A 23610-nucleotide genomic window follows, 5' to 3' on the forward strand; every position below is an offset into this window, starting at 1 on the left:
CGGTGTCAGACGGGCCGGGCCCCACCGGCGGAGCCGGGAACGGTGTCGAGCAGCGAGGCCTGCGCGAGATAGGCCCGCGTGGCCTCCGGGTCGCCGGCGATGGCCCGCAGCCCGGCCATCGCCGCGGCCAGCCGGGCGCTGTCGCGCTCGCGCACGCCGGCCGGCCGCGTCTCGCCGCGCGGCATCACCCGCTGCAGCAGCACGGCCCGCCGCCGCCACGCCCACGCCTCCAGCGCGGTGGGCGGCGCGAAACCGCCGAGCACGGCCGCGATCACCTGGCCGACCTCGACGGCGTCGTGGATGCCGGCGTTCATGTTCAGGCCGCCGACCGTGGAGGTCAGGTGCGCGGCGTCGCCCACGAACAGCACCCGCCCGCAGCGGTAGGAGGTCAGCACGCCCCTGGACAGCCCGAACCGGTCGGCCCCGGTCACGTGGATGGGCCCGCTCGCCCCCGGCAGGGCGCGGCGGACCAGCATCGAGACGTTGGGCGAGGACAGCGGCTCGGTGGCGTCGCAGGGGATCCTGAAGATGATCCGCCAGTGGTCGGGCAGCGCGAGCAGCGTGCACGACTGCTGCACGTCGCGGACGTAGGTGAGCGGCGCCAGGCTCGGCAGCAGCCGGTCGAGCGGCGAGTCGGTGAACACCCGCAGCGCCTGCGTCGGGTAGGCCGACCTGGGGAAGGGCAGCCCCAGCGAGCCGCGCACCGTGCTGTGGCCGCCGTCGGCGGCGATCATGTACCGGGCCCGCGTCCAGGTCTGGCCGACGCGGACGCGGATGCCGGTGCCGCCCTCGGAGACCCCGTCGACGCGGGTGCCGAAGCGCACGTCGACGTCGGGGTAGGCGTTCAGGGCCGCGAGCAGCAGCGGGGTGAGCGCGGCCTGGTCGGCGTGGACCCTGAACGGGTGCTTGGTCAGGCCGTTGAGCCGGTTCATGCCCATCTCGGCCAGCACGATCCCCGACCGGTCGCGCCACTGCACCCGCTCGACCACGCGGCCCTTGGCGACGAGTTGCGAGGCCACGCCCAGCTCGTCGAGCAGGTCGAGCGTGGCCGGATGGAAGGTGCAGGCCCGCGCCTGCCCGGCGAGCTCGTTCTCCCGCTCCAGCACGGTGACCGGGATCCCGGCCCTGGCCAGCGAGAGCGCCGCGGTCAGCCCCGCCGGGCCGGCCCCGACGACGATCACGCCGTTCATGCGGGGCGCCTCCCCTGCTCCGCCATGTGGCGGCGGTAGGGCACGCGGCTGAGCGTGACGTGCTCGCCGATGGCCCGCGACAGGGCCCACCAGGCGGTGCAGAGGTTGGACGTGAGCAGCGTGCGGTCGTTGCCGGCGCTGAGCGGCCCGAGCACGGGTAGCGTGGCCATGCCGGTGCCGGTGAACAGCAGCACCGCGTCGCCGGGCACCTCGGCCCGCTCGACCTGGGTGATCAGCTCGGCCGGGGTGACCGCGTAGGAGGAGTAGCCGCCCTTGGCCGCCCGCACCTGCACGACCTGCGTGACGTTGAGCCCCGCCGTCTTCCAGAAGCGCTCGGCCAGCTCGGTCAGCCACGGCTGGTACGGCGAGATCAGCACGATGTCGCTCACGCCGACGTGTTCCACCGCCTCCCTGGTGGCCTGCGTGGAGGAGGCGAACGGCACGCCGGTCGAGGCCGACAGCCGCGCGCACTGGTCGGCGTCGTCGTCGGGGCCCAGCAGGTAGCGGGACTCGCTGCAGGCCATGACCAGGGCGTCCAGCGGCAGGCCGTCGAACGCGCAGACCATGCCGGGCAGGGCCTCGTTGTAGCTCTCCAGCCGTTCGGCGAGCGACACTCCCCGGTGCACGGGGAATCGGGTGACGTGCATGTCGGCGCGCGAGCCGAGCAGGCGGGTCAGCTCGGGCTCCGCCGAGGGATTGGCGGGGGCGACGATCACGCCCACCCTGCCGCGGCTCATCTCGCACCTTCCGGGTCGGGGACCGTCCGCATGACGGTCAGGCCAGCGCCTGGTCGATCTCGCCGATCGCCTGCACGGACACCTGCCGGATCCGGCGCAGCCGGTGGACGGTGCGCGCCGGGGCCTCGGCCCGCGACGGCTCGTCGCGGCCCTCGCCCCTCGGCTCGGCGGGCTGGGGCCGTGCGCCCCGGGCGTGCACCTCGTGCGGCTGCCGCCTGGACATCTCGTCGGTGAGCATGATCACTCCTGTCGGTCGCGGATCCGGGTGACGCGGGCCGGGCGCGGCCCGCTGACGTCATGGCCACCGGCACGGGGGCCCACGCGGGCGCCGGCCCCCTGAGGGGGCGGTCGATCAGAGCCGTGGCGCCCGTCACGCCGATCGTCCCGCCCGGCGTCGCCGCCGTGCCGGTGGCGCCGGCCGGGGAGCCGGGCGGGCCCGCCTCCCCGGTCGGGGAGACCGCCGCCCGATCACGGGCGGACGGCCGCGAGGAAAGCCGGCCCCAGGCACTACCCCTTGGTTTGGCCGGCACGCCAGCCGCTACCGCGCCGGCCGACAGCACCGTGCCGACTCTGTCGGGCACGTGACGCACGGTGCCGGAGGGATGGGGTAGCGCCGGAGCCGGCCGCATGAGGGCCGCCGGCACGGCCGCGCGCGGCGCGGGCGGGCCGGCGGGCGGCGAGGCCCGGCGGGGGAGGGGGAGCGGCGTCATCGCGCCGTCTCCGGGTCGAGCGCGGCGGCGGCCCTGTTGGGCACGCTGACGCAGACCATGCGCTCGGTCAGCCCCGCGCGCGGGCCCGAGGCGCGCGAGCGGGCGGGCGGCGCGGTGCCGGCCACCGTGCGCGCGACCCTGGCGGCCAGCGCGAGGTGCTCGGCGCAGCGCCGGCTCACCGCCGACTCCAGCCCGGCCACCTGGGCCAGCCTGAGCCTGATGGGTTCCAGCGACGACCGGCGTTCGAGTCCGTCGAGGTCGGCCAGCCGGACGGGCCAGCGCAGCGCGTCGCGGCAGCGCTCGACCACCGCGGCGGGCAGCTCGGCGGCGGGCAGCCCTTCGTGCCGCAGCCGGGTGGCGATCATGACGGCCGCGAACGACGTGCGGTCGAAGTGCGCCAGCCGCCCGGACAGGGCCGCGCCCAGCATCCTGGCGCGGTGGCCCAGGCAGACCGCGCTCCAGCCGAGCAGCAGCAGCCGGTCGGGTCCTGGCTCGGTGTGCCAGCCGGCCAACCGCAGCTCGCGGGCCATGCGGTGGTGCAGGCGCCAGCGGTGACGGGGGCTGTCCAGCCAGATCTCGACCCCGCCCAGCGGCAGCTCGGCGACCTGGACGTCGCGGCTCGTCAGCGGGCCGGCGACCCGCGCGCAGATGCGCCGGACGACCTGCTGCTGCCCCCGGGAGACCGGATCCTCCAGGAAGCGTGAGCCGTCGAGGGAGTCCATGGTCACGTCCGGCCACCTCCTTGCCGGAGACTCTCGCGAATCGTCCGGGCTGTTAAGCCACAGTTACCACGCGCTCCGATACTGTGCGGGAAAGAGGGGCTATGTCAACTCACACTTTGCGAATAAGTTGATACCTACCCGCCGGGCAGAGCTGGCCCGCGTGGCAGGGGACAGTGGGGGTCTCGTACCTTAGGCTGGGAAAAGTTGACGGGCGGTAGGAGGTGCGCCGTGGCGAACTTCGCCGAACGGCTCGATCTCGCGCTGACCAAGCGCGGCTTCACGGGCGCCCAGGTCGCCTCCGCCCTCACCGAGGCGGGCATACCCATCACGCGCGCCTACGTCAGCCAGCTGCGCACCGGCAAGCAGACCAACCCCACCCTCCAGGTGCTGCGGGCGCTGGCCGCCTGCCTCCAGGTGAGCGTGGGCTGGCTGGTGGGCGACGAGCACTACGAGTCCGGCGCGGTCGAGGACCTGCAGCTGCGGGCGGCCGCGATCGGCCTGTCGGCCTCCGGGTTGTCGGAGGGGTCGCTGGCCGTCCTGCGCGGTGTGGTCGAGCTGGCGCGCCGGGCCGAGGGGCTGCCGGGCGAGCCGGAGCCGGCGGCCGAGATCCCCGAGGCCGCCACGCCGCTCAACGACTCACAGCGCCGCGCGCTCGGCAAGCGGCTGCACGGCCTGCGCATGGGCGTGCGGCTCTCGGTCGAGCAGGTCGAGGGCTCGCTCGGCAAGGGCGCCGCCGCGATCCCCGCGATCGAGGAGGGCCGTCTCGCGCCCACGCCGATCACGGTCGAGCGCCTGCTCGGCCTCTACGGCGTCACCGCCCCGCCCGTCCGCGAGTACGTGCTCTCGCTGGCCAGGGGCGAGCGAGAGGCCGCCTGGTACGACGCCCAGTCGGTGCCCGTCTGGCTGGCCACGGCCTACGCGCTGGAGCAGCGGGCCACGGTGATCCGCACGTACCATCCCCAGTTCGTCCCGCCGATGTTGCAGACCGAGGACTACGCGCGGGCCGCGATCACCGTGGCCGGGCCGGCCACGCTCGGGCAGTCGTCGGTGGAGGAGGCCCTGGCGCTGGTCATGGCCCGCCAGGAGGCGCTGGCCGGGGCCGGTGACACGGTGTTGTGGGCGGTGATCGACGAGGCCGTGCTGCTGCGCTCGATCGTCGGCCCGCACGCCCAGCTTCGCCAGCTCGACCTGCTGCTCGACCATGCCAAGCGGCCCAACGTCTCGCTGCACGTCGTGCCGATCGACGACCCGGCGTACGTGCCCCGCACCGGCCCGTTCACGCTGTGGCGCTTCGCCGAGGCGTTCGAGCCCGACGTCGCCTGCGCCCACGGCGTCGAGGCCGACGAGCTGATCACCGACGTCGCCGCGGTCGAGACCTACCACCAGGCGTTCACGAAGTTGTCGGTGACGACCACCACCCGCGAGGAGACGTACGAGGTGCTGGAGTCCCACCGCGAACGCCTGTCGCGCTCGACAGGGAAATGATCTCCGGCCGGCGCCATTCAGGTAAGGCATATTTCCGCAGAATTCATGCTTTTCCTGTTGTCTTCCGGCGTGCAACGAGGATCATATGGTCTGGGTCATCGAGTGGGGTCCGAAAGGACCGGCTTTTCCCGAGATAGTGGGCGAGGGGAAAGGGGCAACACTCAATGCGTCAGCGTGCCATCCGAAACTTGGCGAAGCTGGAGATGACCCGAGCCATGACTACCCGGGTGCTCGACGCGGCCGCGGGCGGGAAGAACAACTTCTCGGCCGACCGCGATCTGGTACGCCGATATGACCAGGCCGCGTCCGTGACGACCGCCGCCGCGCGGGCCGTGCTGCAGTTCCTGGTGCGCGTGGTCCGGCATCTGGCGGCCGAAGGAGTGGACCAGTTCGTCGTCGTGGGCAGCGGCGTGCCCAGCGGCCTGCCTCCGGGCGGCCGGTTGCACGACGTGGCCGCGGGCTGCCACGGCGGCTCCGGAGGTGTGCCCGCCCGGGTGGTCTACGTGGAGAACGATCCGATGGTGCTGGCCGGCGCGCGGGCCACCATCGAGCCGGGCACCGATCTGGTCCGCGTGGTCGAGGGCGACGTGCGCGAGATCGACGCGATCCTCGGCGACCGGGTGGTGCGCGCCTTCCTCGACTGGGACCGTCCCGTGGCCGTGCTGCTGCTGTCCACCCACAGCCTGGCCGACGACGAGCACGTCCACTACGTGATCAGCCGGGTCCGCCGGGCGGCGTCCGACGGCAGCTACCTGTCGCTGCTGCAGACCACCTTCGACGGCGTGCCGGGCGAGCTGCTGCCGGCGGTCCGGGACCTGCTGGCGATGACGCTGCCCGGCCACGCGATCCGCGGCAGGCAGGAGGTGGCGGCGCTGCTCGGCGGGCTGGCGCTGGTCGAGCCGGGGCTGGTGTGGGTCCCGGAGTGGCGGCCCGACGACCACGGCGCCGCCTGCTCCGGCCGGCCGAGCTCGTCGGGCACGTACGGCGTCGTGGCGCGCGTCCCGTGAACTCCCGGGCGCCCTGGGCGTCAGGCCCCGGTGAACGCCAGGGCGCCCTCAGGCCCCTGTCGAGGCGGCGGCGGGCGTGGCCGGGTCGCCGGCCGCGCCCTTCGCCGGCTCGACCCCGAACGCCAGCACCGCCACCACCGCCAGGATGAGCGGGACCGCCCCGAGCAGCGCGGTCGTGCCGATCGACGGCGCCGCCGCCCCGGCCACGAGCACGGCGGTCACGGCCACGCCGCCGGCCTTGCCCATCCCCGCCGACAGCCCGGAGCCGCGCGAGCGCACCCGGGTCGGGTAGATCTCCGAGCTGTAGGCGGCCAGCACCGCGGCGATCGTCGCCGTTCCCACGATCGGCCCGGCCAGCAGCAGGTACAGCCAGGTACGGTCGTGCGCCAGCGTCTCGCCGGAGAAGGCCAGCACCGCCAGCGCCACGCCGACCAGCGCCGACAGCGTGACGATCGTCTTCTTCGCGCTCCACAGGCCGTACATGGCGGCCGAGACGAAGATCAGCGGCAGGCCCAGCAGCGTCGAGTCGCGCAGCGCCCGGTCGGCCGTCTGCTGGTCCAGGCCCAGCTTCTGCAGGTTGGACGGGATCCACAGCTGGAAGCCGTAGGTGACCAGGCCGATGCTCAGCCCGAGCACCACGACGGCCACCGTCAGCCCGGTGAACGGACGGCGGAACAGCCTCGAGTAGCCGCCCGCGTGCTCGTCCTCCACCCGCTCGACGCCGGCGGTGGCCTCCTCGGTGGTGGCGGCCGCGCCGTACCTGGCCAGGACGGCGCGGGCCTCGGCGTCGCGGCCGTGCGCGAGCAGGAAACGCGGCGACTCGGGGATGAAGCGGTTGAGCAGGATGAGGAACACGCCGGTCGGCAGCCCGACCAGCCACAGCACCCGCCAGGAGAACGTCGGCGCCAGCGACGCCGACAACCAGCTGGCCGCCAGGTAGGCGACCGCCAGGTTGCCGCCGATGAGCACCATCACCCAGCCCTTGTGCCGCGGCGGGATCGTCTCGGCCAGCAGCGAGAACGTGATCGGCAACATGCCGCCCGCGCCCAGCCCCATGGCCACGCACATGGCCAGGTTCCACTCGAAGTCCGGCATGACGCCGCAGATCGCGGTGCCGATGAACAGCACCCCGGCGAACAGGATCGACGGCTTGCGCCCGATCTTGTCGCCCATCCAGCCCCACAGCAGCGAGCCGAGCACCGTCCCGGTGAGCCCGGCCAGCGGCAGCAGCGCCACGGGCAGCTCGCCGGCCGGGTTGAGCGCGGACTTCAGGCCGTACTCCTTGGCCATGCCGGGCGCGACGAAACCGAGCGTGATCGGCTTCATGGCGTCGATGATCACCGCGACCGACATGACCACGATCAGCCCGATGTGCGCCGGCCGCATGCGCGCGTCGTCCAGCGCGCGGACGCGTACCTCGGCGGCCGGTCTGGCCGTCAGCGCGCCGGGCGGGATCAGCCCGTACGCGGTGACCGCCAGCCCCGCCACGATCAGCGCCATGCCGATGGTCATCGGCAGGTCCATCGGCATGCCCGCCAGGCGGTAGTGCATGTCGGCGCCGTGCAGGTACATCGGCAGGTGCAGCACGACCCCGGCCACCGTGGCCAGGAAACCGAGCCAGAAGTACAGCGGTCGAGCCAGCTCGACGCCCCCCATTGCCCCTCCGTAAGCAGAACCGTGAGCAGATCCGAGATCAGAGCAGGCGGCCGCCGCGCAGCCGCCATTCGACGAACAACACCCGCATCGGCCCGTTCACGAACAACCACTGGCCGAGCCAGACGAAGGCGAACATCACCGCGAACGCCCACGCCCTGACCGGGCCGGCGACGCCGGGGACGAGCCCGCCGTCCACCAGCACCCACATCAGCAGCCCCTCGGGCACGGCCGTGACCAGCCCGAACAGCGTCGGCCAGTCCTTGTCCCAGCGGAACTGCATGAGCAGGTGGTACAGCAGCTCCCACCCGGCGCCCACGACGGCGACGGCCAGCAGCACGAGGAAGGCGTCCCGGAAGGACATCGGCAGCACCAGGGTGATCAGCGCGGTCAGCGCCGCCCCCACCGTGGCCAGCGTGAACAGCCGGGTCTGCAGCCGCCCGGCCAGCGTCGGGATCAAGCGAGCCTCCTGTTTCCCGCCCACCGCAGCCACTGGGACGTGGACCGCACCGGCCCGAGCCCCTTGCAGAACCCGCGCCTGGTCAGGTCGGCGGCGATGTCGAGCGCGGCGGTCTGCATGCCGAGGAAGCTGTCCACGGCCAGGAAGTGGTTGCCGGCCGTGGCGGCGCCGGAGGCGTACAGGACGCCGCCCTCGCTCTCGGCGCCGAGCACCTCGAAGTTCTGGCCCACGCTCAGCCGGCCGGCCTTGTTGGGCCGGGCGCCGCCGTGCCGCAGCAGGTCGTCGAGGACGCGATGCTCCGGCATGTCGGCCTCCAGGCCGGTGCAGTCGATGATGAAGTCGGACACGTACTGCATGGCGGCGGCGTCGACGCTGCGGGTGTGGGTGACCAGGCGGCCGTCGGGGGCCCGTTCGATGCGGTCGACGACGGCCTGCGTGGGGTGGTACCAGTTGCCCTGCCGGCCCCTGCGCATCTGCTCCTGCCAGCGGGCCAGCTTCGGGGTGGTGGTGCCGGCCAGCGCCTTGGAGATCAGGGCGCGCTGCTCGGGCGTGGCCTTCCTGAACCGGGCCTTGAGCTGGCCGCCGAAGGCCGACTTGGGCATCGTGAACGCCTGGTAGGCCCAGCCGTCGCCGCCCTTGCGCCGCATGAACACGCTCGGGCCGTGCGGACCGGCCACGTACGTGCGGAACAGGTGGATGATCTGGGTGTGCAGGCCGTACCGCTCGCGGTCGTCCATCAGGCGCTGGAGCACCCGGGAGGCCACGATCCCGGCGCCGCGCACGACCACCACCCCGGGCCGCTTGCGCAGCTGGTCGTAGACGTGCTCGTGCGGCTCGTAGGCGTTGACCACCCGGTAACGCTCGCCCTGCGCCTGCCGGAACTCCTGGAGGTCGTCGAGGAACTTCAGCCCCGGGTAGCCGACGGCCAGGTGCACGTACTGGGAGCGCAGCACCACCCGCTTGGTCGGCGAGGTGCCCGGCGGCGGCGTCAGCACGGTGAAGTACCCGCCGCCCAGCCGCTTCCTGACCATGCGCACCTGGCCCTTGGCCAGCATGTGCCAGTAGCCGATGCGGTCGGCCTCGCGCCGCAGGGTCTGCGTGACCAGCCCGGCGCGCGGGCTGTAGAAGTCGGTGAACAGCGGCTCGGCGAGCACCTGGAGGATCGGCTTGAGGGAGCCGTCCTGCCAGGCCTCCTGCACCGCGTAGGAGGGGAAGCCCCAGATGTTGTCGGGACGCGCCCCCGCGTCGGACCGGATGCGCTCGTGCGCGGGCAGCTGCGAGACGCGGGTCAGGTACTCCCACGTCTGCCAGGGGGTGTCGCTGGTCGAGAGCACCCGCATGGCCGGGATCGGCACCCCTCTGATGCGCAGCACGTCGACCAGCGTGAACGAGCCGAGCCCGCCGCCCACCGACACCAGCGGCACGTCGTGGACGGGGATGCCGGCCGACTGCACCAGCCAGTCCGTCCAGGACGAGGAATGCAGTAGCTCCGGAGTGAGATCTCCCCGTGACATGCTGTGACCGAGCCCTCCCTGTCGCGGTTAAAAGTAGCGTAAAGGCCGGGGATTCAGTCCCACCAGAACGACCAGGCGTGTTGCCCGATGATCTGGTCGGCGTACCCCTGGAGGTCGCCCGGTCCCTGCACGACGTTGTCGGGGCAGAACGCCCAGTGCTCGGCGGCGACGTGGAGGGCGTGCTCGGGGTCGGCCGGCGGCGCGGCCACGCTCAGGTCGAGGGTGTTGAACCCGACGCTCACCACGCGGGCCCCGAAGCGGTCCTCCCAGCTGCGCACCACGGCCGCCATCGGCACCATCCACTCGTTGTGGTGCAGCGCGCCCTGCCAGCCCATGACCGCCAGCGCGTCGGCCCCCCGGCCGGCCGCGACCAGCCCGAGCGGCATGCCCCTGGGGGCGAGCTCGCGGGCCAGCCAGTCGGCCACGTCGCCGGGGTCGGCGCGGGGCACCCCCGGCGGCGCCAGCCCCGGGCAGAGCGCCCCGTACGGCTCTAACTCCGCCAGCGCGTCGCGCGGCATCTGCGACACCCACTCCTGCCAGACCTCGGTCATGAACCCCTCGGCGGTGAAGTGGCCGATCAGCATCGGGTCGTCGGGCACGATCTGCCCGATCGCCCACGGCTGGGCCGACTCGTCGAGCAGCACCGGCCACAGGCCGCTGTGCGCGTGCCAGACCCGCATGAACGACCAGTCCTCGCCGGCGGCGTGCTCGTCGCTCATCCAGAACGCCGGCCGGGCCGCCACGACCTGCCGGGTGTAGGCGGGGTCGGGCCAGACCACGTCGCCCGCGGGCAGGCCCGGGGGCAGTCTGCGCCCCCTGCCGCCGTCGGCGAACAGCTGGCACAACTCAGGTGGCAGCTGGTGATCGTCCATGCCCTACCGTTCCGATACCGAATCCTGTCTCGGAGATGGTAGTGCCGCCGGTCGCCCCGGGGCTTTGGCGGCACGCGAAACCTTCTCGGACCAGCGGATGCGGTACTTCACGGCACAATGATGGCTGTGATCCCCTTTGATGCGGTTCTCACCGATCTTGATGGCGTGCTCCGCCTCTTCGACCACACCGTCCAGGCCGAGATCGAGGCCCGGTACGCCCTGCCGCTCATGGCCACGGCCTTCGCCCCCGAGCTGATCGAGCCGGCCATCCTGGGCCGGATCAGCGAGCGCGAATGGCTGGAGGCGGTGGCGGTCGCCCTCGGCGGCGACGAGCGGGCCCGCAGGGCGGTGGCCGAGTTCGGGGCGGTGCCGTTCCGGGTTGACGAGGAGGTCAGGGAGCTGCTGGCCAAGGCGCAGCAGCACGTGCCGGTGGTCATCGTGACCAACGCCATGGACACCGTGGAGGAGCACCTCGACCGGCTGGGGCTCACCTACTTCGCCGACGACCTGGTCAGCAGCGCCAGGGTCGGCGTGATCAAACCCGACCCGCGCATCTACGAGATCGCCGCCGAACGCGCCGGGGCCGACCCCGCGCGCTGCCTGTTCGTCGACGACCGGCTGCCGAACGTGGAGGCCGCCAGGGCGCTCGGCATGACGGGCGTCCACTACCGCAGCGTCGCCGATCTGGCGGCCGTCCTCGGCGGGCTCTGAGGCCGGACGTGCGCCGGCCCCGCCCGCGGGAGAGCGGGCGGGGCCGGCGGGCGGGTCAGTCGGCGCAGATGGCGAACACGCTGATGCCGACGTCGTTGTAGCCGATCTGGCGGCCGAGGGCGATCCAGCCGCGGGCGTCATCGGTGGGGAACGACCCCACCAGGATCGCGCCGTTGCCGCGGGCCTCGCCGCCGCCGCCGAGCACGTGCTTGGAGCCCGGACAGTAGACCGTGCGGCGCTGGAAGTTGGGGACGTTGGCGTTGGGCAGGGTGACGAGCTGGTAGCCGGGCGGCAGCGCGGCGCGCGTGGCCGCCGACACGGGACTGGACGCCTGGAGGGCCACGACGGTGGCCGTCACGCAGGCCGCGGTGGCGAGGGCGATGACGGAAAGGAACAGAGACTTCTTGACGGGCATGGTCTCTCCTTGTCCTGTTCCCTGACAGGCACGGTTTCCGGGCAGCACACGACACGCCGGCTCATGCGGTGCTTAAGGGGGCGACGTGAGAGCAGGGATGAGGGTGTTGACACGTTGAGTATCTGCTCCGTCGCATTCCGTGTCCATATGTGGTTCGCAGGTTTTCCGGGAATCCGGGTTTCCGGCGCGGCCCGCGCCGGCCGCGCCGGAAACGTCGAGTGGCCCCGATCATGGGCCAGGGCGCGGCCGCGGTCAGTAGCCGCTGCCGCCGCCGTAGGGCGACTTCGTCTTGGGGGCGGCGGAGCGGGTGGGCGCCGGCGTGCTCGCGGGGGCGGCGGCCGTGGAGGTCGGCTTCGTGCCGGCGGGGGCGATCACGCCGATCAGGCCGTGCTTGGCGCCCTCGATGCCGGCCGAGAACCACAGCGTGTTCACGCCGCCGGTGGCCGCGGTGCCGGGTTCGAGGTCCCACAGGCCGGGGAGCTTGACGGGCCGGCCGCCGGACGTGGTGATCGCGCCCAGGTGGCGGTCGCCCTTGTAGGCGTGCACGGTGCCGTCGCCGAAGTTGCCGACCAGCAGGGCGCCCGCGTACTGGCCCCAGCCGCGCGGCGCGGCGGTCATGGCCCAGGGCGCGTCGAGCCCGACCCTGGAGATGCGGCCGGTCAGGCGGCCGTCGGCGTTGAAGCGGCTCACGAAGCCCTTGCCGGCGCCGAAGACGGGCTTGCCGGTGGCACGGTCGCGCAGCGCGTACGCCACCCAGACGCTGCCGTTGACCACGGCCACGTTGTAGGCGTTGTAGCCGCGCGGCACCCGCGAGTCCTGGAACTGCCAGCCGGCCAGGCGGATGCGCCGGAAGTTCTCGTCGAAGGCGTGCACCCGGCCGTGGGCGAAGTCGGCGGCCAGCAGGAACTCGCCCTCGTCGGTCCGTACGAGCTCCAGGCCCTTGTAGTCGGCGCCGCGGGTGAACGCGGCGATCACGGCGTTGGCCGGGTCGGCCTCGGCGTTCCAGCCGGTGATCGCGCCGCTCGGGCTGCAGAAGATGAACGTGGCCGGTCGCCCCTTCACGGTGAAGCCGTCACCCGGGTTGAACACCTGGCCGGTCGGGGAGCCGCCCGGGATCCACACCTCCGTCTTCTCCTTACGGCCCGTGCCGGAGTAGACGGTGGCGGTGCCGGTGCCGGCGTTGGAGACCCACAAGGTCTTGCCCATGGCCAGGCCCCACGGGTTGACGACCTTGGGGTCGGTGACCGGGGCCTTGCCCTTGACGTCCGACACAAGGTTGATGACGTCGAAACGGGTCCTGGTGGTCGCCTGCGCGGGGGCGGTGAGGGTCGTCCCCGCCACGACGGCGACAGCGCAGAGCGTGATGATGCGGAGCCGCATCCGTGCCTCCTAGTGAGCGCTTGTGACGCGAGATACGCGGCGGACGCGGAGCGGGTTCAGCGGGGCCGGAAATACCGGCGGGCGAGTTTTCCCGTCCAGGGTGGGGGAGAAGGAGAGTCATGAACGTGTTGGGCATCGACATCGGCGGTTCGGGAATCAAGGGCGCCCCGGTCGACACCGAGGCCGGAGAGCTCGTCCAGGAGCGGTTGCGCATCGCCACGCCCCAGCCGGCCAAGCCCGAGGGGGTGGCCGAGGTGGTGGCCGAGATCGTCAAGCAGTTCGACTGGGACGGCCCGGTCGGCGTCACCTTCCCCGGCGTCGTCGTCGACGGGGTCGTGCAGACGGCGGCCAACGTCCACCACTCGTGGATCGGCGTCGACGCCGCCGCGCTCTTCGGCGGGGCGACGGTGCTCAACGACGCCGACGCCGCCGGCATCGCCGAGATGACCTTCGGCAGGGGACGCGACCAGAAGGGCACGGTGCTGATCCTGACCTTCGGCACCGGCATCGGCAGCGCCCTGTTCGCCGACGGCACACTCGTCTGCAACACCGAGCTCGGCCACCTGGAGCTGCGCGGCAAGGACGCCGAGGAGCGCGCGTCGGCGCGGGCCCGCGAGGAGCACGACCTGAGCTGGGAGAAGTGGGCCGAGCGGGTCGAGGAGTACCTCAGGCACGTGGAGATGCTGTTCTCGCCGGGGCTGATCGTGATCGGCGGGGGCGTGAGCAAGAAGGCCGACAAGTTCCTGCCGCACGTCACCATCGACACCCCCGTGGTGCCCGCCGCCCTGCAGAACGAGGCCGGCATCATCGGCGCCGCCCGCCACGCCGCCACCACCCGGCCGGCGCGGTAGGGGGGGCCGCGGCCGCCGTCCCGGCGCGGCCGGGGAGCGCGGCCGCGGTGCCGGCGCGATATTGGGATGCGGGGGGCGGGTCGCGTCGGGCACCATGGGCCGTTGGCTCCGGGGCCACGGGGCTCAAATATCCTGAAAGCAGTATGGGAACGCCTTCGTTGTCCTCTCCGCTCGCCGACCTCCAGTCCCGCCTGCCCGAGCTCATGCCGCGCGACCAGCGGCGGCTGCGGCGCAGGCTCGACGGCATGCGCCGGGTCCGCTCCCGCGACGCCCGGGACAAGATCGTCACCGAGATCCTCGCCGACGTCGAGCGTGCCGAGCAGCGGCTGGCGCGCCGCCGCGAGGCCGTGCCGCAGGTCCGCTACCCGGAGAACCTGCCGGTCTCCCAGCGCAAGGACGACATCCTGGCCGCCATCCGCGACCACCAGGTCGTGATCATCGCGGGCGAGACGGGCTCCGGCAAGACCACCCAGATCCCCAAGATCTGCCTTGAGCTCGGGCGCGGCGTGCGCGGGCTGATCGGCCACACCCAGCCGCGCCGCATCGCCGCCCGCACCGTCGCCGAGCGCGTCGCCGAGGAGCTCGGCACCGAGCTCGGCGAGGTCGTCGGCTACAAGGTGCGCTTCACCGACCAGGCGAGCGACCGCACGCTGGTCAAGCTGATGACCGACGGCATCCTGCTGGCCGAGCTGCAGAACGACCGCATGCTCGACCAGTACGACACCCTGATCATCGACGAGGCCCACGAGCGCAGCCTCAACATCGACTTCATCCTCGGCTACCTCAAACAGCTCCTCCCGCAGCGCCCCGACCTCAAGGTCGTCATCACCAGCGCCACCATCGACCCCGAGCGCTTCTCCCGCCACTTCGGCGACGCGCCGATCATCGAGGTCTCCGGCCGCACCTACCCGGTCGAGGTCCGCTACCGCCCGCTGGCGGAGGACGACGACCAGACCGGCGGCATCGTCGACGCCTGCCGCGAGCTGATCACTGAGGGGCCCGGCGACATCCTGGTCTTCCTGTCCGGCGAGCGGGAGATCCGCGACGCCGCCGACGCCCTGTCCAAGGCCGACTTCCGGAACACCGAGATCCTGCCGCTCTACGCCCGGCTGAGCGCCGCCGAGCAGCACCGCGTCTTCCAGCGCCACACCGGCCGCCGGATCGTGCTGGCCACCAACGTGGCCGAGACCTCGCTGACCGTGCCCGGCATCAAATACGTGGTCGATCCGGGTTTCGCCCGCATCTCCCGCTACAGCCACCGCACCAAGGTCCAGCGCCTGCCCATCGAGCCCATCTCGCAGGCCAGCGCCAACCAGCGCAAGGGCCGCTCGGGCCGCACCTCCGACGGCATCTGCATCCGGCTCTACGAGGAGGAGGACTTCCTCTCCCGGCCGGAGTTCACCGACCCGGAGATCCTGCGCACCAACCTGGCCTCGGTCATCCTGCAGATGACCTCGATCGGGCTGGGCGACATCGAGGCGTTCCCGTTCGTCGAGCCGCCCGACCGCCGGCAGGTCAAGGACGGCGTCAACCTGCTCCACGAGCTGGGCGCGTTCGACGCCCAGGGCAACCTCACCGGCGTCGGCCGCAAGCTGGCGACCCTGCCGGTCGACCCGCGCCTCGGCCGCATGGTGCTGGAGGCCGAGAAGAACGGCTGCCTGCGCGAGGTCATGGTGATCGCCTCCGCCCTGTCCATCCAGGACCCGCGCGAGCGGCCGTCCGACAAGCAGCAGCAGGCCGACGAGAAGCACCGGCGCTTCGCCGACCCCGAGTCCGACTTCCTGACCTACCTCAACCTGTGGAACTACCTGCGCGACAAGCAGAAGGAGCTGTCCTCCAGCGCGTTCCGGCGGCTGTGCAAGGCCGAGTTCCTCAACTACCTGCGGGTCCGCGAGTGGCAGGACATCTACAGCCAGGTCCGCCAGGCGCTCGGCGCCCAGCCCGGCAGCGTGCCCGCCGACCCCTACCAGGTGCACGTGTCGCTGCTGGTCGGGCTGCTGTCGCACATCGGCGTCAAGGACGTCATGGACAAGCAGCGCGCCGCCGACGGGCGGCGGCCGATGCAGGAGTACATCGGCGCGCGCAACGCCCGCTTCGCGATCTTCCCCGGCTCGGCCCTGGCCAAGAAGCAGCCGCAGTGGGTGATGTCGGCCGAGCTGGTCGAGACCTCGCGGCTGTGGGCCCGGGTCAACGCCAAGATCGAGCCCGACTGGGTCGAGCCGCTCGCCCAGCACCTGGTCAAGCGCACCTACTCCGAGCCCCACTGGGAGAAGAACCAGGGCGCGGTGATCGCCCTGGAGAAGGTCACCCTGTACGGTGTGCCGCTCGTGGTCGGCCGCAAGGTCAACTACGGCCGCATCGACCCCGACCTGTCGCGCGAGCTGTTCATCCGGCACGCCCTGGTCGAGGGCGACTGGGACACCCACCACCGCTTCCTCAAGGACAACCGCCGGCTGCTCGAAGAGGTCGAGGAGCTGGAGAACCGGGCCCGCCGCCGCGACATCATGGTCGACGAGGAGGTCCTGTACGACTTCTACGACCAGCGCGTCCCGGCCGACGTCGTCTCGGCCAGGCACTTCGACTCCTGGTGGAAGAAGGCCGGGCGCGAGCAGCCCGAGCTGCTCACGTTCTCGCCGGAGATGCTGGTCAACGAGGGCGCCGACATCAGCGCCCGCGACTATCCCGACACCTGGAAGCAGCTCGGTCAGCGGATGAAGCTGACCTACCAGTTCGAGCCGGGCGCCAACGCCGACGGCGTCACCGTCCACGTGCCGTTGCAGGTGCTCAACCAGGTCAACTCCGACGGCTTCGACTGGCAGATCCCGGGCCTGCGCGAAGACCTGATCACCGCGCTGATCCGGTCGCTGCCCAAACACCTGCGCCGCAACTTCGTGCCCGCCCCCAACTACGCCAGGCAGGTGCTGACCGGGGTCAGGCAGGGCGGCGAGCCGCTGCTGGAGGCCGTGGAGCGCGAGCTGCTGCGGCTCACCGGCGTCCGGGTGCCGCGCGAGGCCTGGCAGCTCGACCAGGTGCCGGACCACCTGCGCATCACCTACCGGGTGATCGACGAGCGCAAGCGCACGGTGGCCGAGGACAAGGACCTCGACGCGCTCAAGCGCCGGCTCGCGCCGCGCCTGCGCAAGACCCTGTCGGAGGCCGGCGACGACCTGGAGCGCACCGGCCTGCGCACCTGGAGCTTCGGCACCCTGCCCAAGGTGTTCGAACAGGGCCGGATGAAGGGTTACCCGGCGCTCGTCGACGCGGGCGAGTCGGTCTCCGTCAAGATCTTCGAGACGGCCGCCGAGCAGCGCCGCGCCCACTGGCCCGGCACCCGCCGGCTGCTCCTGCTCAACGTCACCAACCCGGCCAGGTCGCTGCTCGGCGGCCTGTCCAACCAGGCCAAGCTGGCGCTGTCGCGCAGCCCCCACGGCGGCGCCGTGGCGCTGTTCGACGACGTCGTCAACGCGGCCGTCGACAAGCTCATGCTCGACCTCGGCGGCCCGGCCTGGGACCCGGCCGGCTTCGACCGCCTCCACCAGCACGTCCGGGCCGAGCTGCACGACACGGCGGCCGACGTGCTGGCCAAGGTCGAGCAGATCCTGAGCGTCTGGCACGCCGTGGGCACCCGCCTCGACGGCCTGCGCGCGAGCGCCTCGACCGACGACGTGCGCGAGCAGCTCGGCAAGCTCGTCTTCAAGGGCTTCGTCACCGCCACCGGCACCCGCCGCCTGCCCGACGTCCTGCGTTACCTGCGGGCCATCGAGCGGCGTCTCACCAAGCTCCCGGAGGAGCCCTGGCGGGACGAGGAGTGGATGGACCGCGTGCACAAGATCGAGGACGACTACCACGACCTGCTGGCGAGCCTCCACCCGGCCCGCCGGGGCGACCCCGACGTGACGGAGATCCGCTGGATGATCGAGGAGCTGCGGGTCAGCTTCTTCGCCCAGACCCTCGGCACCCCCACGCCGGTGTCGGAGAAACGCATCGCCAAGGCGATGGAGAAGCTGCGGCCCTGAGCTCGGGGCTTCACACGGACGTACAGGGGGAGTGATGGTCAAGGCCGTCAAGGCCGTCGTGCTCGACGTCGGCGAGACGCTGATCGACGAGACGCGCATCTGGTCGCGCTGGGCCGACCGGCTGGGGGTCAGCAGGTTCGTGCTCATGGGCGCGCTCGGCGGCATGGCGGCGCTCGACCGTTCCCACCGTGAGGCGTTCGAGCTCGTCCGGCCCGGTCTCGACGTGGAGGCGGAGATCGCCGCCTGGGAGCGCGACGACCCGGCCGGGCTGCGCAACCACTTCGACGCCGACGACCTCTACCCCGATGTCCGGGAGGCCCTGGCGGCGCTGCGCGCGGCCGGGTTCCAGGTGATCATCGCCGGCAACCAGCCCCGCCGGGCCTTCGACGCCCTGGTGGCGATGGACCTGCCGGTCGATTCGGTGCACACCTCCGAGGGCTGGGGGTTGTCCAAGCCCGCCCCCGAGTTCTTCGTCAAGGTGGCCTCGGTGGCCGGTCGTGCGCCCGGCGAGATCCTCTACGTCGGCGACCGGCTCGACAACGACGTGCTGCCCGCCGCCCGTGCGGGCATGCGCACGGCGTTGCTGCGCCGCGGCCCGTGGGGCTTCCTGCACGCCGAGCGCCCGCAGGCGAAGGCCGCCGACATGATCGTCGACGACCTGCACGCCCTGCTGCCCGCCCTGCGCCGGCTCACCTGAGGCCCGCGAGGGGCTTCCGGGGCACAGGTGAGTCGCGCGAGGCTTGTGCGGGTCGGGTGAGTCGCGCGAGGGTTGTGCGGGTCAGGTGAGGTCCTCGTCGGGGTCGATGCGCAGGGCGCGCTCCTCGGCCGACAGGTCCTCCCGGTCCGCGTCCCAGTCCACGCCGATGGCCTCGTCCTCGGTGTCGGGGTGGGCGCCCTCGTCGGGCTCGGTCAGGCGGTGCTCCTCGCGCGGGGCCCGGCGCGGGCGGTCGGGCAACTCCTGGCGCAGCCGTTCGTCGAGCGTGGCCTCGTGCTGGGGGTCGTCCTCTTTGACCTCGTGGTGCAGGCCGAGGTCGTCGGTCCACTCCCTGACCTCGATGTCCTGCTCGTCGGCCATGCCGAATCGGTCCGGAGGTAGTTCGCTCATACTGCGCCCTCTACCCACCGTACGGACCGGAATCCTACGACTTGGCCCGGCTTAGGGCCTCCGGTAGCTCATCCTTGTCCATCTAGCGGCCGATCGCGGCGCCGACCAGGGAGCGGGGGTCGGCGGCGCCGGCCAGCATGCCGTCGGGGCGCACGTCGATGAGGTGGGCGTGGCCGAAGGAGCCGCCGTACGGCAGCGTGCGCACCGGGTGGCCGAGCGCGGTCAGGCCGTCGGCCCAGGTCGTGCCCTCCTCCAGGTCGAGCACGGCGTCGTCGGGGGCGTCCCAGGTGTCGAAACCGTTGCCGCTGCCCAGCCGCCAGCGCGGGGCGGCGAGCGCCTGGCCGGGCTCCTCGCCGTGACGCAGCAGGCGGGTGATGACCTGGGCCAGGATCTGCGGCTGGGCGTCGCCGCCCATCGTGCCCACGACCGTGCGCAGCCCGCCGCCGGGACGGGTGATCAGCGCGGGGGCCAGGGTGTGCGGCGGACGCCGGCCGGGGCCGTACTCGGCCGGGTGGCCGGGACGCAGCGAGAAACCGATGCCACGGTTGTGGAGGTTGATCCCGGTACGCGGCTCGAAGAGCATGCCGCCGAACCCGGACGCGTTTGACTGGATCAGCGACACCCCCATGCCGTCGCCGTCGACCGCGCACAGGTACGTCGTGTCACCGTCGGCGGACGGGGCCCGCAGGCGGCTGCGCCTGACCGGGTCGACCAGGGCCCGGCGGCGGGCGATCTCTCCGGGGTCGAGCAGGTCTTTGGCGTCTTCGTGCAGCAGGTCGAGCCGGTCGTGCCCGGCGGCCCTGGCGGCCTCGGCCAGCAGGTGGGCCCAGGCCGGATGGCGGGGCGAGCCGGGCAGGTCGAGCCCGTCGAGGACGGCCAGGGACATCAGCAGCAGGTAACCCTGGGAGTTGGGCGGCATCGACCAGACGTCGTGGCCGAAGGCGCGCACCCGCAGCGGCTCGACCCAGTCGGCGCCGGGGGCGGCCAGGTCGGCGGCGGTGTACTCGCCCGCGCCGAGCTCGATCAGGCCCTGCCCGAACTCGCCGAGGTAGAAGCCGTCGCGGCCGCCGTCGGCCACCGCCTGGAGCGCGCGGGCCACGCCGGGGCGGGTGACGCGGTCGCCGGCCTGGCGTACGGGGGCGAAGTCGCCGCCGCCCGGCCGCGCGGCCGCCGTACGGGCGCCGGGGACCAGCAGCGGGGAGGCGGGGAAGCCGTCGCGGGCCAGCGCGATCGCGGGCCGCAGCAGCTCGGCCATGGGCAGCCGGCCGTGCCTGGCGTGCAGGGCGAGCCACCCGTCGACGCAGCCGGGCACCGGCACGGACCGGACGTCGTGCAGGTGCGGCATGCGGGTGTGCCCCTCGGCGCGCAGCCGGGCGGGGTCGGCGCCGGACCCGGCGCGACCGGAGGCGTTGAGCGCGGTGACCGTGCCAGTGGCCGTGCCGTCGTGGACGAGCGCGAACAGGTCTCCGCCGAGCCCGCACATGTGCGGCGCGACCACGGCGAGCACGGCGTTGGCCGCGATCGCCGCGTCGGCCGCCGAACCGCCGCGGTCCAGCGCGCCCACCCCGGCGGCCGAGGCCAGGTGGTCGACGCTGCAGACCATGCCGTTCGGGGCGTATCTGGTGTTGTGCACGTGAAGAGACTAAGCCCGTTCCGGGGCCAGGCGGTTCTCCAGGCGGTTCTCCAGGAGCGGACGGAAGGCCGCCTGCCGGACGGTCCGGCCGGACAGGCGGGCCAGCGCGAGCGCCGCGAGCAGCGTCGCAGCCACGCACGACACGCCGCCGATGCCCAGCGACAGGCGTGGCCCGAACGCGTCGCTCAGCCATCCGAGCAGCGGCCCGCCGATCGCGCCCGCGCCCGCGCTCACCATGCCCAGCGCGGCGATGACCCGTCCGCGCATCTCGTCGGGGCTGTCGAGCTGCGCCCGCGCCGAGACCGTGGTGTCGATGATCACCGCGCCCGCCGCGATCGGCAGCATCATCGCGGCGAACGTCCCCAGCGCGGGCATCAGGCCGCTCAGCGTCTGCGCGACCCCGGTCAGGAACGCGGTGATCAGCAGCAGCCGGATCGTCAGGTGCGGCCGGGCGGCGGCCAGGAAGCCGCCCACGACCGTGCCCGCGGCGAACACGCTGGACAGCAGGCCGTACCCGGCGGCGCCGGCCGCCAGCGGGCCCGCGCTCATGGCGGCCATGGTGACCTGGTAGTTGCGGCCGAGGCTGCCCAGCACGAGCGAGAGCGCCAGCACCACGAGCAGCCAGGGGGTGCGCAGCACGTACCGCAGGCCGGCGGCGACCGCGCCGGGCTGCCGCTCGGAGCCGGCGAGCCGGTGGAACTCCGCGCGCCGCATGAGCGCGACGGCCGCGATCACGACGAAGAAGGTGGCCGCGTTGAGCAGGAAGAGCCCGCCGTTGCCGGTCAACGGCAGCAGCACGCCGGCCAGGCTCATGCCGAGGATGCGTCCTGAGGAGTTCAGGATCGAGCCGAGCGCCATGGCGTTGGGCAGGTCGGCCGGTGGCACCACCTCGGCCCCGAAGCGTCCGAGCGCGGGCCCGCCGAGCGCGGAGACCACGCCGCCCGCCAGCGCCACCGCGTAGATCGGCACGACGGAGTCGGCGCCGGAGAAGGCGATCAGCGCCAGGACGGCGGCCAGCGCGGCCTGCGCGAGCTGCGCGGCGACGACGACGGGCCGGGTCGGCAGCCGGTCGGCCAGCGCGCCGCCCCACATGCCCAGCAGCAGCGTCGGCAGCGCCTGCATCACCAGGCTCAGCCCCACGCTGGTGGCCGACCCCGTCATGGTGAGGATGAGCCAGTTCACCCCCAGGACCTGCATCCAGGTGCCGGTGACGGAGACGATGTCGGCTCCCGCCCAGAGCCGGTAGTTGTGGTGGCGCAGGGCGCGGAAGGTGGAGGAGCGCGGTGGCAAGACTGGTCCTAGCCTCGGTACGGGGAAACGCGGGAGTCAACGCGCGCCACGATCGCGATGATTCCGATTTGCCCGAAATGTGAGGTAAGACACGGTTAAAGTAGGTTTAGCGTGAAAAATTAGACCAGTTCGAGGGGGCGGTCCCGGTCCACCAGGGCCGCGTAGTGGCCGTCGAGCGCCATCAGCTCGTCGTGGGTGCCGCGCTCGACGACCTTGCCGTGGTCGAGCACGACGATCTGGTCCGCGTCGCGGACGGTCGACAGGCGGTGGGCGATCGTGATCGTCGTACGCCCCCGCGCCAGCGTGTCCAGGGCTTCCTGGACGGCTCGCTCGGTCTGGGTGTCGAGGGCGCTGGTGGCCTCGTCGAGGATCAGCACCGGCGGGTTGCGCAGCAGCGTGCGGGCGATGGCCAGGCGCTGCTTCTCGCCGCCGGAGAACCGGTAGCCGCGCTCGCCCACCATCGTGTCGTAGCCGTCGGGCAGCGAGGCGATGTGGTCGTGGATGCGCGCGGCCCGTGCCGCCGCCTCCAGCTCCTCGTCGGTGGCCGCCGGACGGGCGAAGCGCAGGTTGTCCGCGATCGAGGCGTGGAACAGGTACGTCTCCTGCGAGACCACCCCGACGACCTCGCTCAGCGTCTCGAACGTCAGGTCGCGCACGTCCACGCCGTCGATGGTGACCCGGCCGCCGGTCACGTCGTACAGGCGGGGGAGCAGGTAGCTGAGGGTGGTCTTGCCCGAGCCGGTCTCGCCCACGACGGCCAGCGTCGTGCCCGCGGGGACGGTCACGTCTACGGCGTGCAGGGTGCGCTCGTCCTCGTAGGCGAAGTCGACCCGCTCGAAGCGCACCTCGCCGCGTACCCGGTCGAGGGTGCTGGTGCCGGGGTGGATGTCCACCGACAGGTCGAGGTACTCGAAGATGCGGCCGAACAGCGCCAGCGAGCTCTGCACCTCGACGCCCAGCCGCAGCAGCGACACCGTCGGCCGGAACAGGCTCGACTGCAGCGTGGTGAAGGCGACCAGGGTGCCGACGGAGAGGATGCCGGTGTAGCCCACGGCCCAGTAGATCAGGGCGGGCATCGCGGCCATGATGATCTGGATCGACGACTGCCGCCAGCGTCCGGCCATGCTCGTCCGTACGCCGAGCTCGGCCAGCTCGTCGGAGGCGCGGCCGAACCGGTCGGTCAGCTCGGCGGAGCGGCCCATCGTCCGGCCCAGCAGGACGCCGCTGATCGACAGCGACTCCTGGACCATCGAGGAGATCACGGCGAGCTTGCGCTGCCGTTCGTTGGTGATGCGCTTGCGCTCGGCGCCGACCTTCCTGCTGATCCACACGAACACCGGCAGCAGCAGCAGCGAGACCACCGTCAGCCGCCAGTCGAGGGCGAGCATGGCCACGATCGTGGCGATCACGGTGGTGAGGTTGGAGATGATCGAGGTGGCGGTCGAGGTGACCACCGACTGCATGCCGCCGATGTCATTGGCGATGCGCGACTGCACCTCGCCTGTCTTGGTGCGGGTGAAGAAGGCGAGCGACATGCGCTGGAGGTGGGAGTAGACCGAGATGCGCAGGTCGTGCATCACCCGCTGGCCCACGGTGGTGGAGATGAGCGTCTGCAGCACGTCGAACACGCTCGTGGTGACCGCGACCGCGATCATGCCGAGCGCCAGCAGCGTGAGCAGCAGCGCGTCGCGGGACGGGATCGCCACGTCCAGCACCTCACGCAGCAGGAACGGCGAGGCCAGCCCGACCAGGGACGACAGCAGGATGAACGCGCCCACCAGGATCAGCCGGCCGCGATAAGGGGTGAAGAGTCCGATGATGCGCCGCAGCGGCGCGCGTGGTTCGTCGGCCAATATGGG

The 23610-nt window shown here is 72.5% G+C and carries 20 protein-coding genes; 6 read left to right on the top strand and 14 right to left on the bottom strand.

The genetic code is table 11. The features are described from left to right. Positions 1-5 precede the first annotated feature (5 nt). The 4 genes from AB0C33_RS07065 to AB0C33_RS07080 form a co-directional block, all read right to left on the bottom strand. Complete coding sequence (locus AB0C33_RS07065) at positions 6-1190, bottom strand: FAD-dependent oxidoreductase (RefSeq protein ID WP_358284463.1); 1185 nt, start codon at positions 1188-1190, stop codon at positions 6-8. Beyond that, the gene (locus AB0C33_RS07070; RefSeq protein ID WP_358284465.1) at positions 1187-1927 is read right to left on the bottom strand and encodes a hypothetical protein; all 741 of its coding nucleotides are present in this window, start codon (positions 1925-1927) and stop codon (positions 1187-1189) included. The genes AB0C33_RS07065 and AB0C33_RS07070 overlap by 4 nt, the downstream gene beginning before the upstream one ends. Positions 1928-1964: 37 nt before the next feature. After that, positions 1965-2165, bottom strand: a complete 201-nt coding sequence (locus AB0C33_RS07075; protein WP_358284467.1) for a hypothetical protein — start codon at positions 2163-2165, stop codon at positions 1965-1967. A 468-nt stretch (positions 2166-2633) separates the two neighbouring features. Beyond that, positions 2634-3365, bottom strand: a complete 732-nt coding sequence (locus AB0C33_RS07080) for a hypothetical protein (protein WP_358284469.1) — start codon at positions 3363-3365, stop codon at positions 2634-2636. A gap of 222 nt (positions 3366-3587) precedes the next feature. Between AB0C33_RS07080 and AB0C33_RS07085 the strand changes: the two genes are divergently transcribed. Both AB0C33_RS07085 and AB0C33_RS07090 read left to right on the top strand, forming a co-directional pair. Then, positions 3588-4844, top strand: a complete 1257-nt coding sequence (locus tag AB0C33_RS07085; RefSeq protein WP_358284471.1) for a Scr1 family TA system antitoxin-like transcriptional regulator — start codon at positions 3588-3590, stop codon at positions 4842-4844. A 203-nt stretch (positions 4845-5047) separates the two neighbouring features. Continuing rightward, positions 5048-5851: an SAM-dependent methyltransferase gene (locus AB0C33_RS07090; protein ID WP_358285950.1), complete on the top strand. Its 804-nt coding sequence runs from the start codon at positions 5048-5050 to the stop codon at positions 5849-5851. 48 nt (positions 5852-5899) lie between these two features. On the opposite strand, the gene AB0C33_RS07095 is transcribed toward AB0C33_RS07090, so the two are convergent. Genes AB0C33_RS07095 through AB0C33_RS07110 form a run of 4 tightly spaced genes read right to left on the bottom strand, consistent with a single transcriptional unit; the run spans position 5900 to position 10350 of the window. Beyond that, entirely contained in the window at positions 5900-7507 is a 1608-nt protein-coding gene (locus tag AB0C33_RS07095) for an MFS transporter (protein ID WP_358284473.1), read from the bottom strand. A 37-nt stretch (positions 7508-7544) separates the two neighbouring features. Further along, a complete protein-coding gene (locus tag AB0C33_RS07100) occupies positions 7545-7964 on the bottom strand; it encodes a hypothetical protein (RefSeq protein WP_358284475.1) in 420 nt (139 codons plus the stop codon). Then, positions 7961-9478, bottom strand: coding sequence for a hypothetical protein (locus AB0C33_RS07105; protein WP_358284477.1), 1518 nt, complete (start codon positions 9476-9478; stop codon positions 7961-7963). Before AB0C33_RS07105 ends, AB0C33_RS07100 begins: the two co-directional genes overlap by 4 nt. A 53-nt stretch (positions 9479-9531) precedes the next feature. After that, positions 9532-10350, bottom strand: coding sequence for a DUF4253 domain-containing protein (locus AB0C33_RS07110; protein ID WP_358284479.1), 819 nt, complete (start codon positions 10348-10350; stop codon positions 9532-9534). A 126-nt stretch (positions 10351-10476) separates the two neighbouring features. Here AB0C33_RS07110 and AB0C33_RS07115 point away from each other — a divergent pair, with 126 nt between their 5' ends. Next, positions 10477-11061, top strand: a complete 585-nt coding sequence (locus tag AB0C33_RS07115; protein WP_358284481.1) for an HAD-IA family hydrolase — start codon at positions 10477-10479, stop codon at positions 11059-11061. A 55-nt stretch (positions 11062-11116) separates the two neighbouring features. Here the strand turns inward: AB0C33_RS07115 and AB0C33_RS07120 are convergent, their stop codons facing one another. Both AB0C33_RS07120 and AB0C33_RS07125 read right to left on the bottom strand, forming a co-directional pair. Next, on the bottom strand, positions 11117-11476 hold the full coding sequence (locus AB0C33_RS07120; protein WP_358284483.1) for a hypothetical protein: 360 nt from the start codon (positions 11474-11476) through the stop codon (positions 11117-11119). 252 nt (positions 11477-11728) lie between these two features. Continuing rightward, entirely contained in the window at positions 11729-12856 is a 1128-nt protein-coding gene (locus AB0C33_RS07125) for a TIGR03118 family protein (RefSeq protein WP_358284486.1), read from the bottom strand. A 119-nt stretch (positions 12857-12975) separates the two neighbouring features. Between AB0C33_RS07125 and ppgK the strand changes: the two genes are divergently transcribed. The 3 genes from ppgK to AB0C33_RS07140 all read left to right on the top strand — a co-directional run bounded on the left by ppgK (position 12976) and on the right by AB0C33_RS07140 (position 18420). After that, the gene (gene ppgK / locus AB0C33_RS07130) at positions 12976-13707 is read left to right on the top strand and encodes a polyphosphate--glucose phosphotransferase (protein WP_358284488.1); all 732 of its coding nucleotides are present in this window, start codon (positions 12976-12978) and stop codon (positions 13705-13707) included. 143 nt (positions 13708-13850) lie between these two features. Beyond that, on the top strand, positions 13851-17723 hold the full coding sequence (hrpA, locus tag AB0C33_RS07135) for an ATP-dependent RNA helicase HrpA (protein ID WP_358284490.1): 3873 nt from the start codon (positions 13851-13853) through the stop codon (positions 17721-17723). 34 nt (positions 17724-17757) lie between these two features. Next, on the top strand, positions 17758-18420 hold the full coding sequence (locus tag AB0C33_RS07140; RefSeq protein WP_358284492.1) for an HAD family hydrolase: 663 nt from the start codon (positions 17758-17760) through the stop codon (positions 18418-18420). Between the two features lie 81 nt (positions 18421-18501). Here the strand turns inward: AB0C33_RS07140 and AB0C33_RS07145 are convergent, their stop codons facing one another. From AB0C33_RS07145 to AB0C33_RS07160, 4 genes are all read right to left on the bottom strand, one after another. Beyond that, the gene (locus AB0C33_RS07145; protein ID WP_352359025.1) at positions 18502-18828 is read right to left on the bottom strand and encodes a DUF5709 domain-containing protein; all 327 of its coding nucleotides are present in this window, start codon (positions 18826-18828) and stop codon (positions 18502-18504) included. 82 nt (positions 18829-18910) lie between these two features. Beyond that, positions 18911-20461: a gamma-glutamyltransferase gene (locus tag AB0C33_RS07150; protein ID WP_358284494.1), complete on the bottom strand. Its 1551-nt coding sequence runs from the start codon at positions 20459-20461 to the stop codon at positions 18911-18913. Between the two features lie 9 nt (positions 20462-20470). Beyond that, complete coding sequence (locus AB0C33_RS07155) at positions 20471-21751, bottom strand: MFS transporter (RefSeq protein WP_358284496.1); 1281 nt, start codon at positions 21749-21751, stop codon at positions 20471-20473. 119 nt (positions 21752-21870) lie between these two features. Continuing rightward, complete coding sequence (locus AB0C33_RS07160; protein WP_358284499.1) at positions 21871-23604, bottom strand: ABC transporter ATP-binding protein; 1734 nt, start codon at positions 23602-23604, stop codon at positions 21871-21873. Positions 23605-23610 lie beyond the last annotated feature (6 nt).

The organism is Nonomuraea sp. NPDC048881 (assembly GCF_040649795.1).
Taxonomy (GTDB): Bacteria; Actinomycetota; Actinomycetes; order Streptosporangiales; family Streptosporangiaceae; genus Nonomuraea.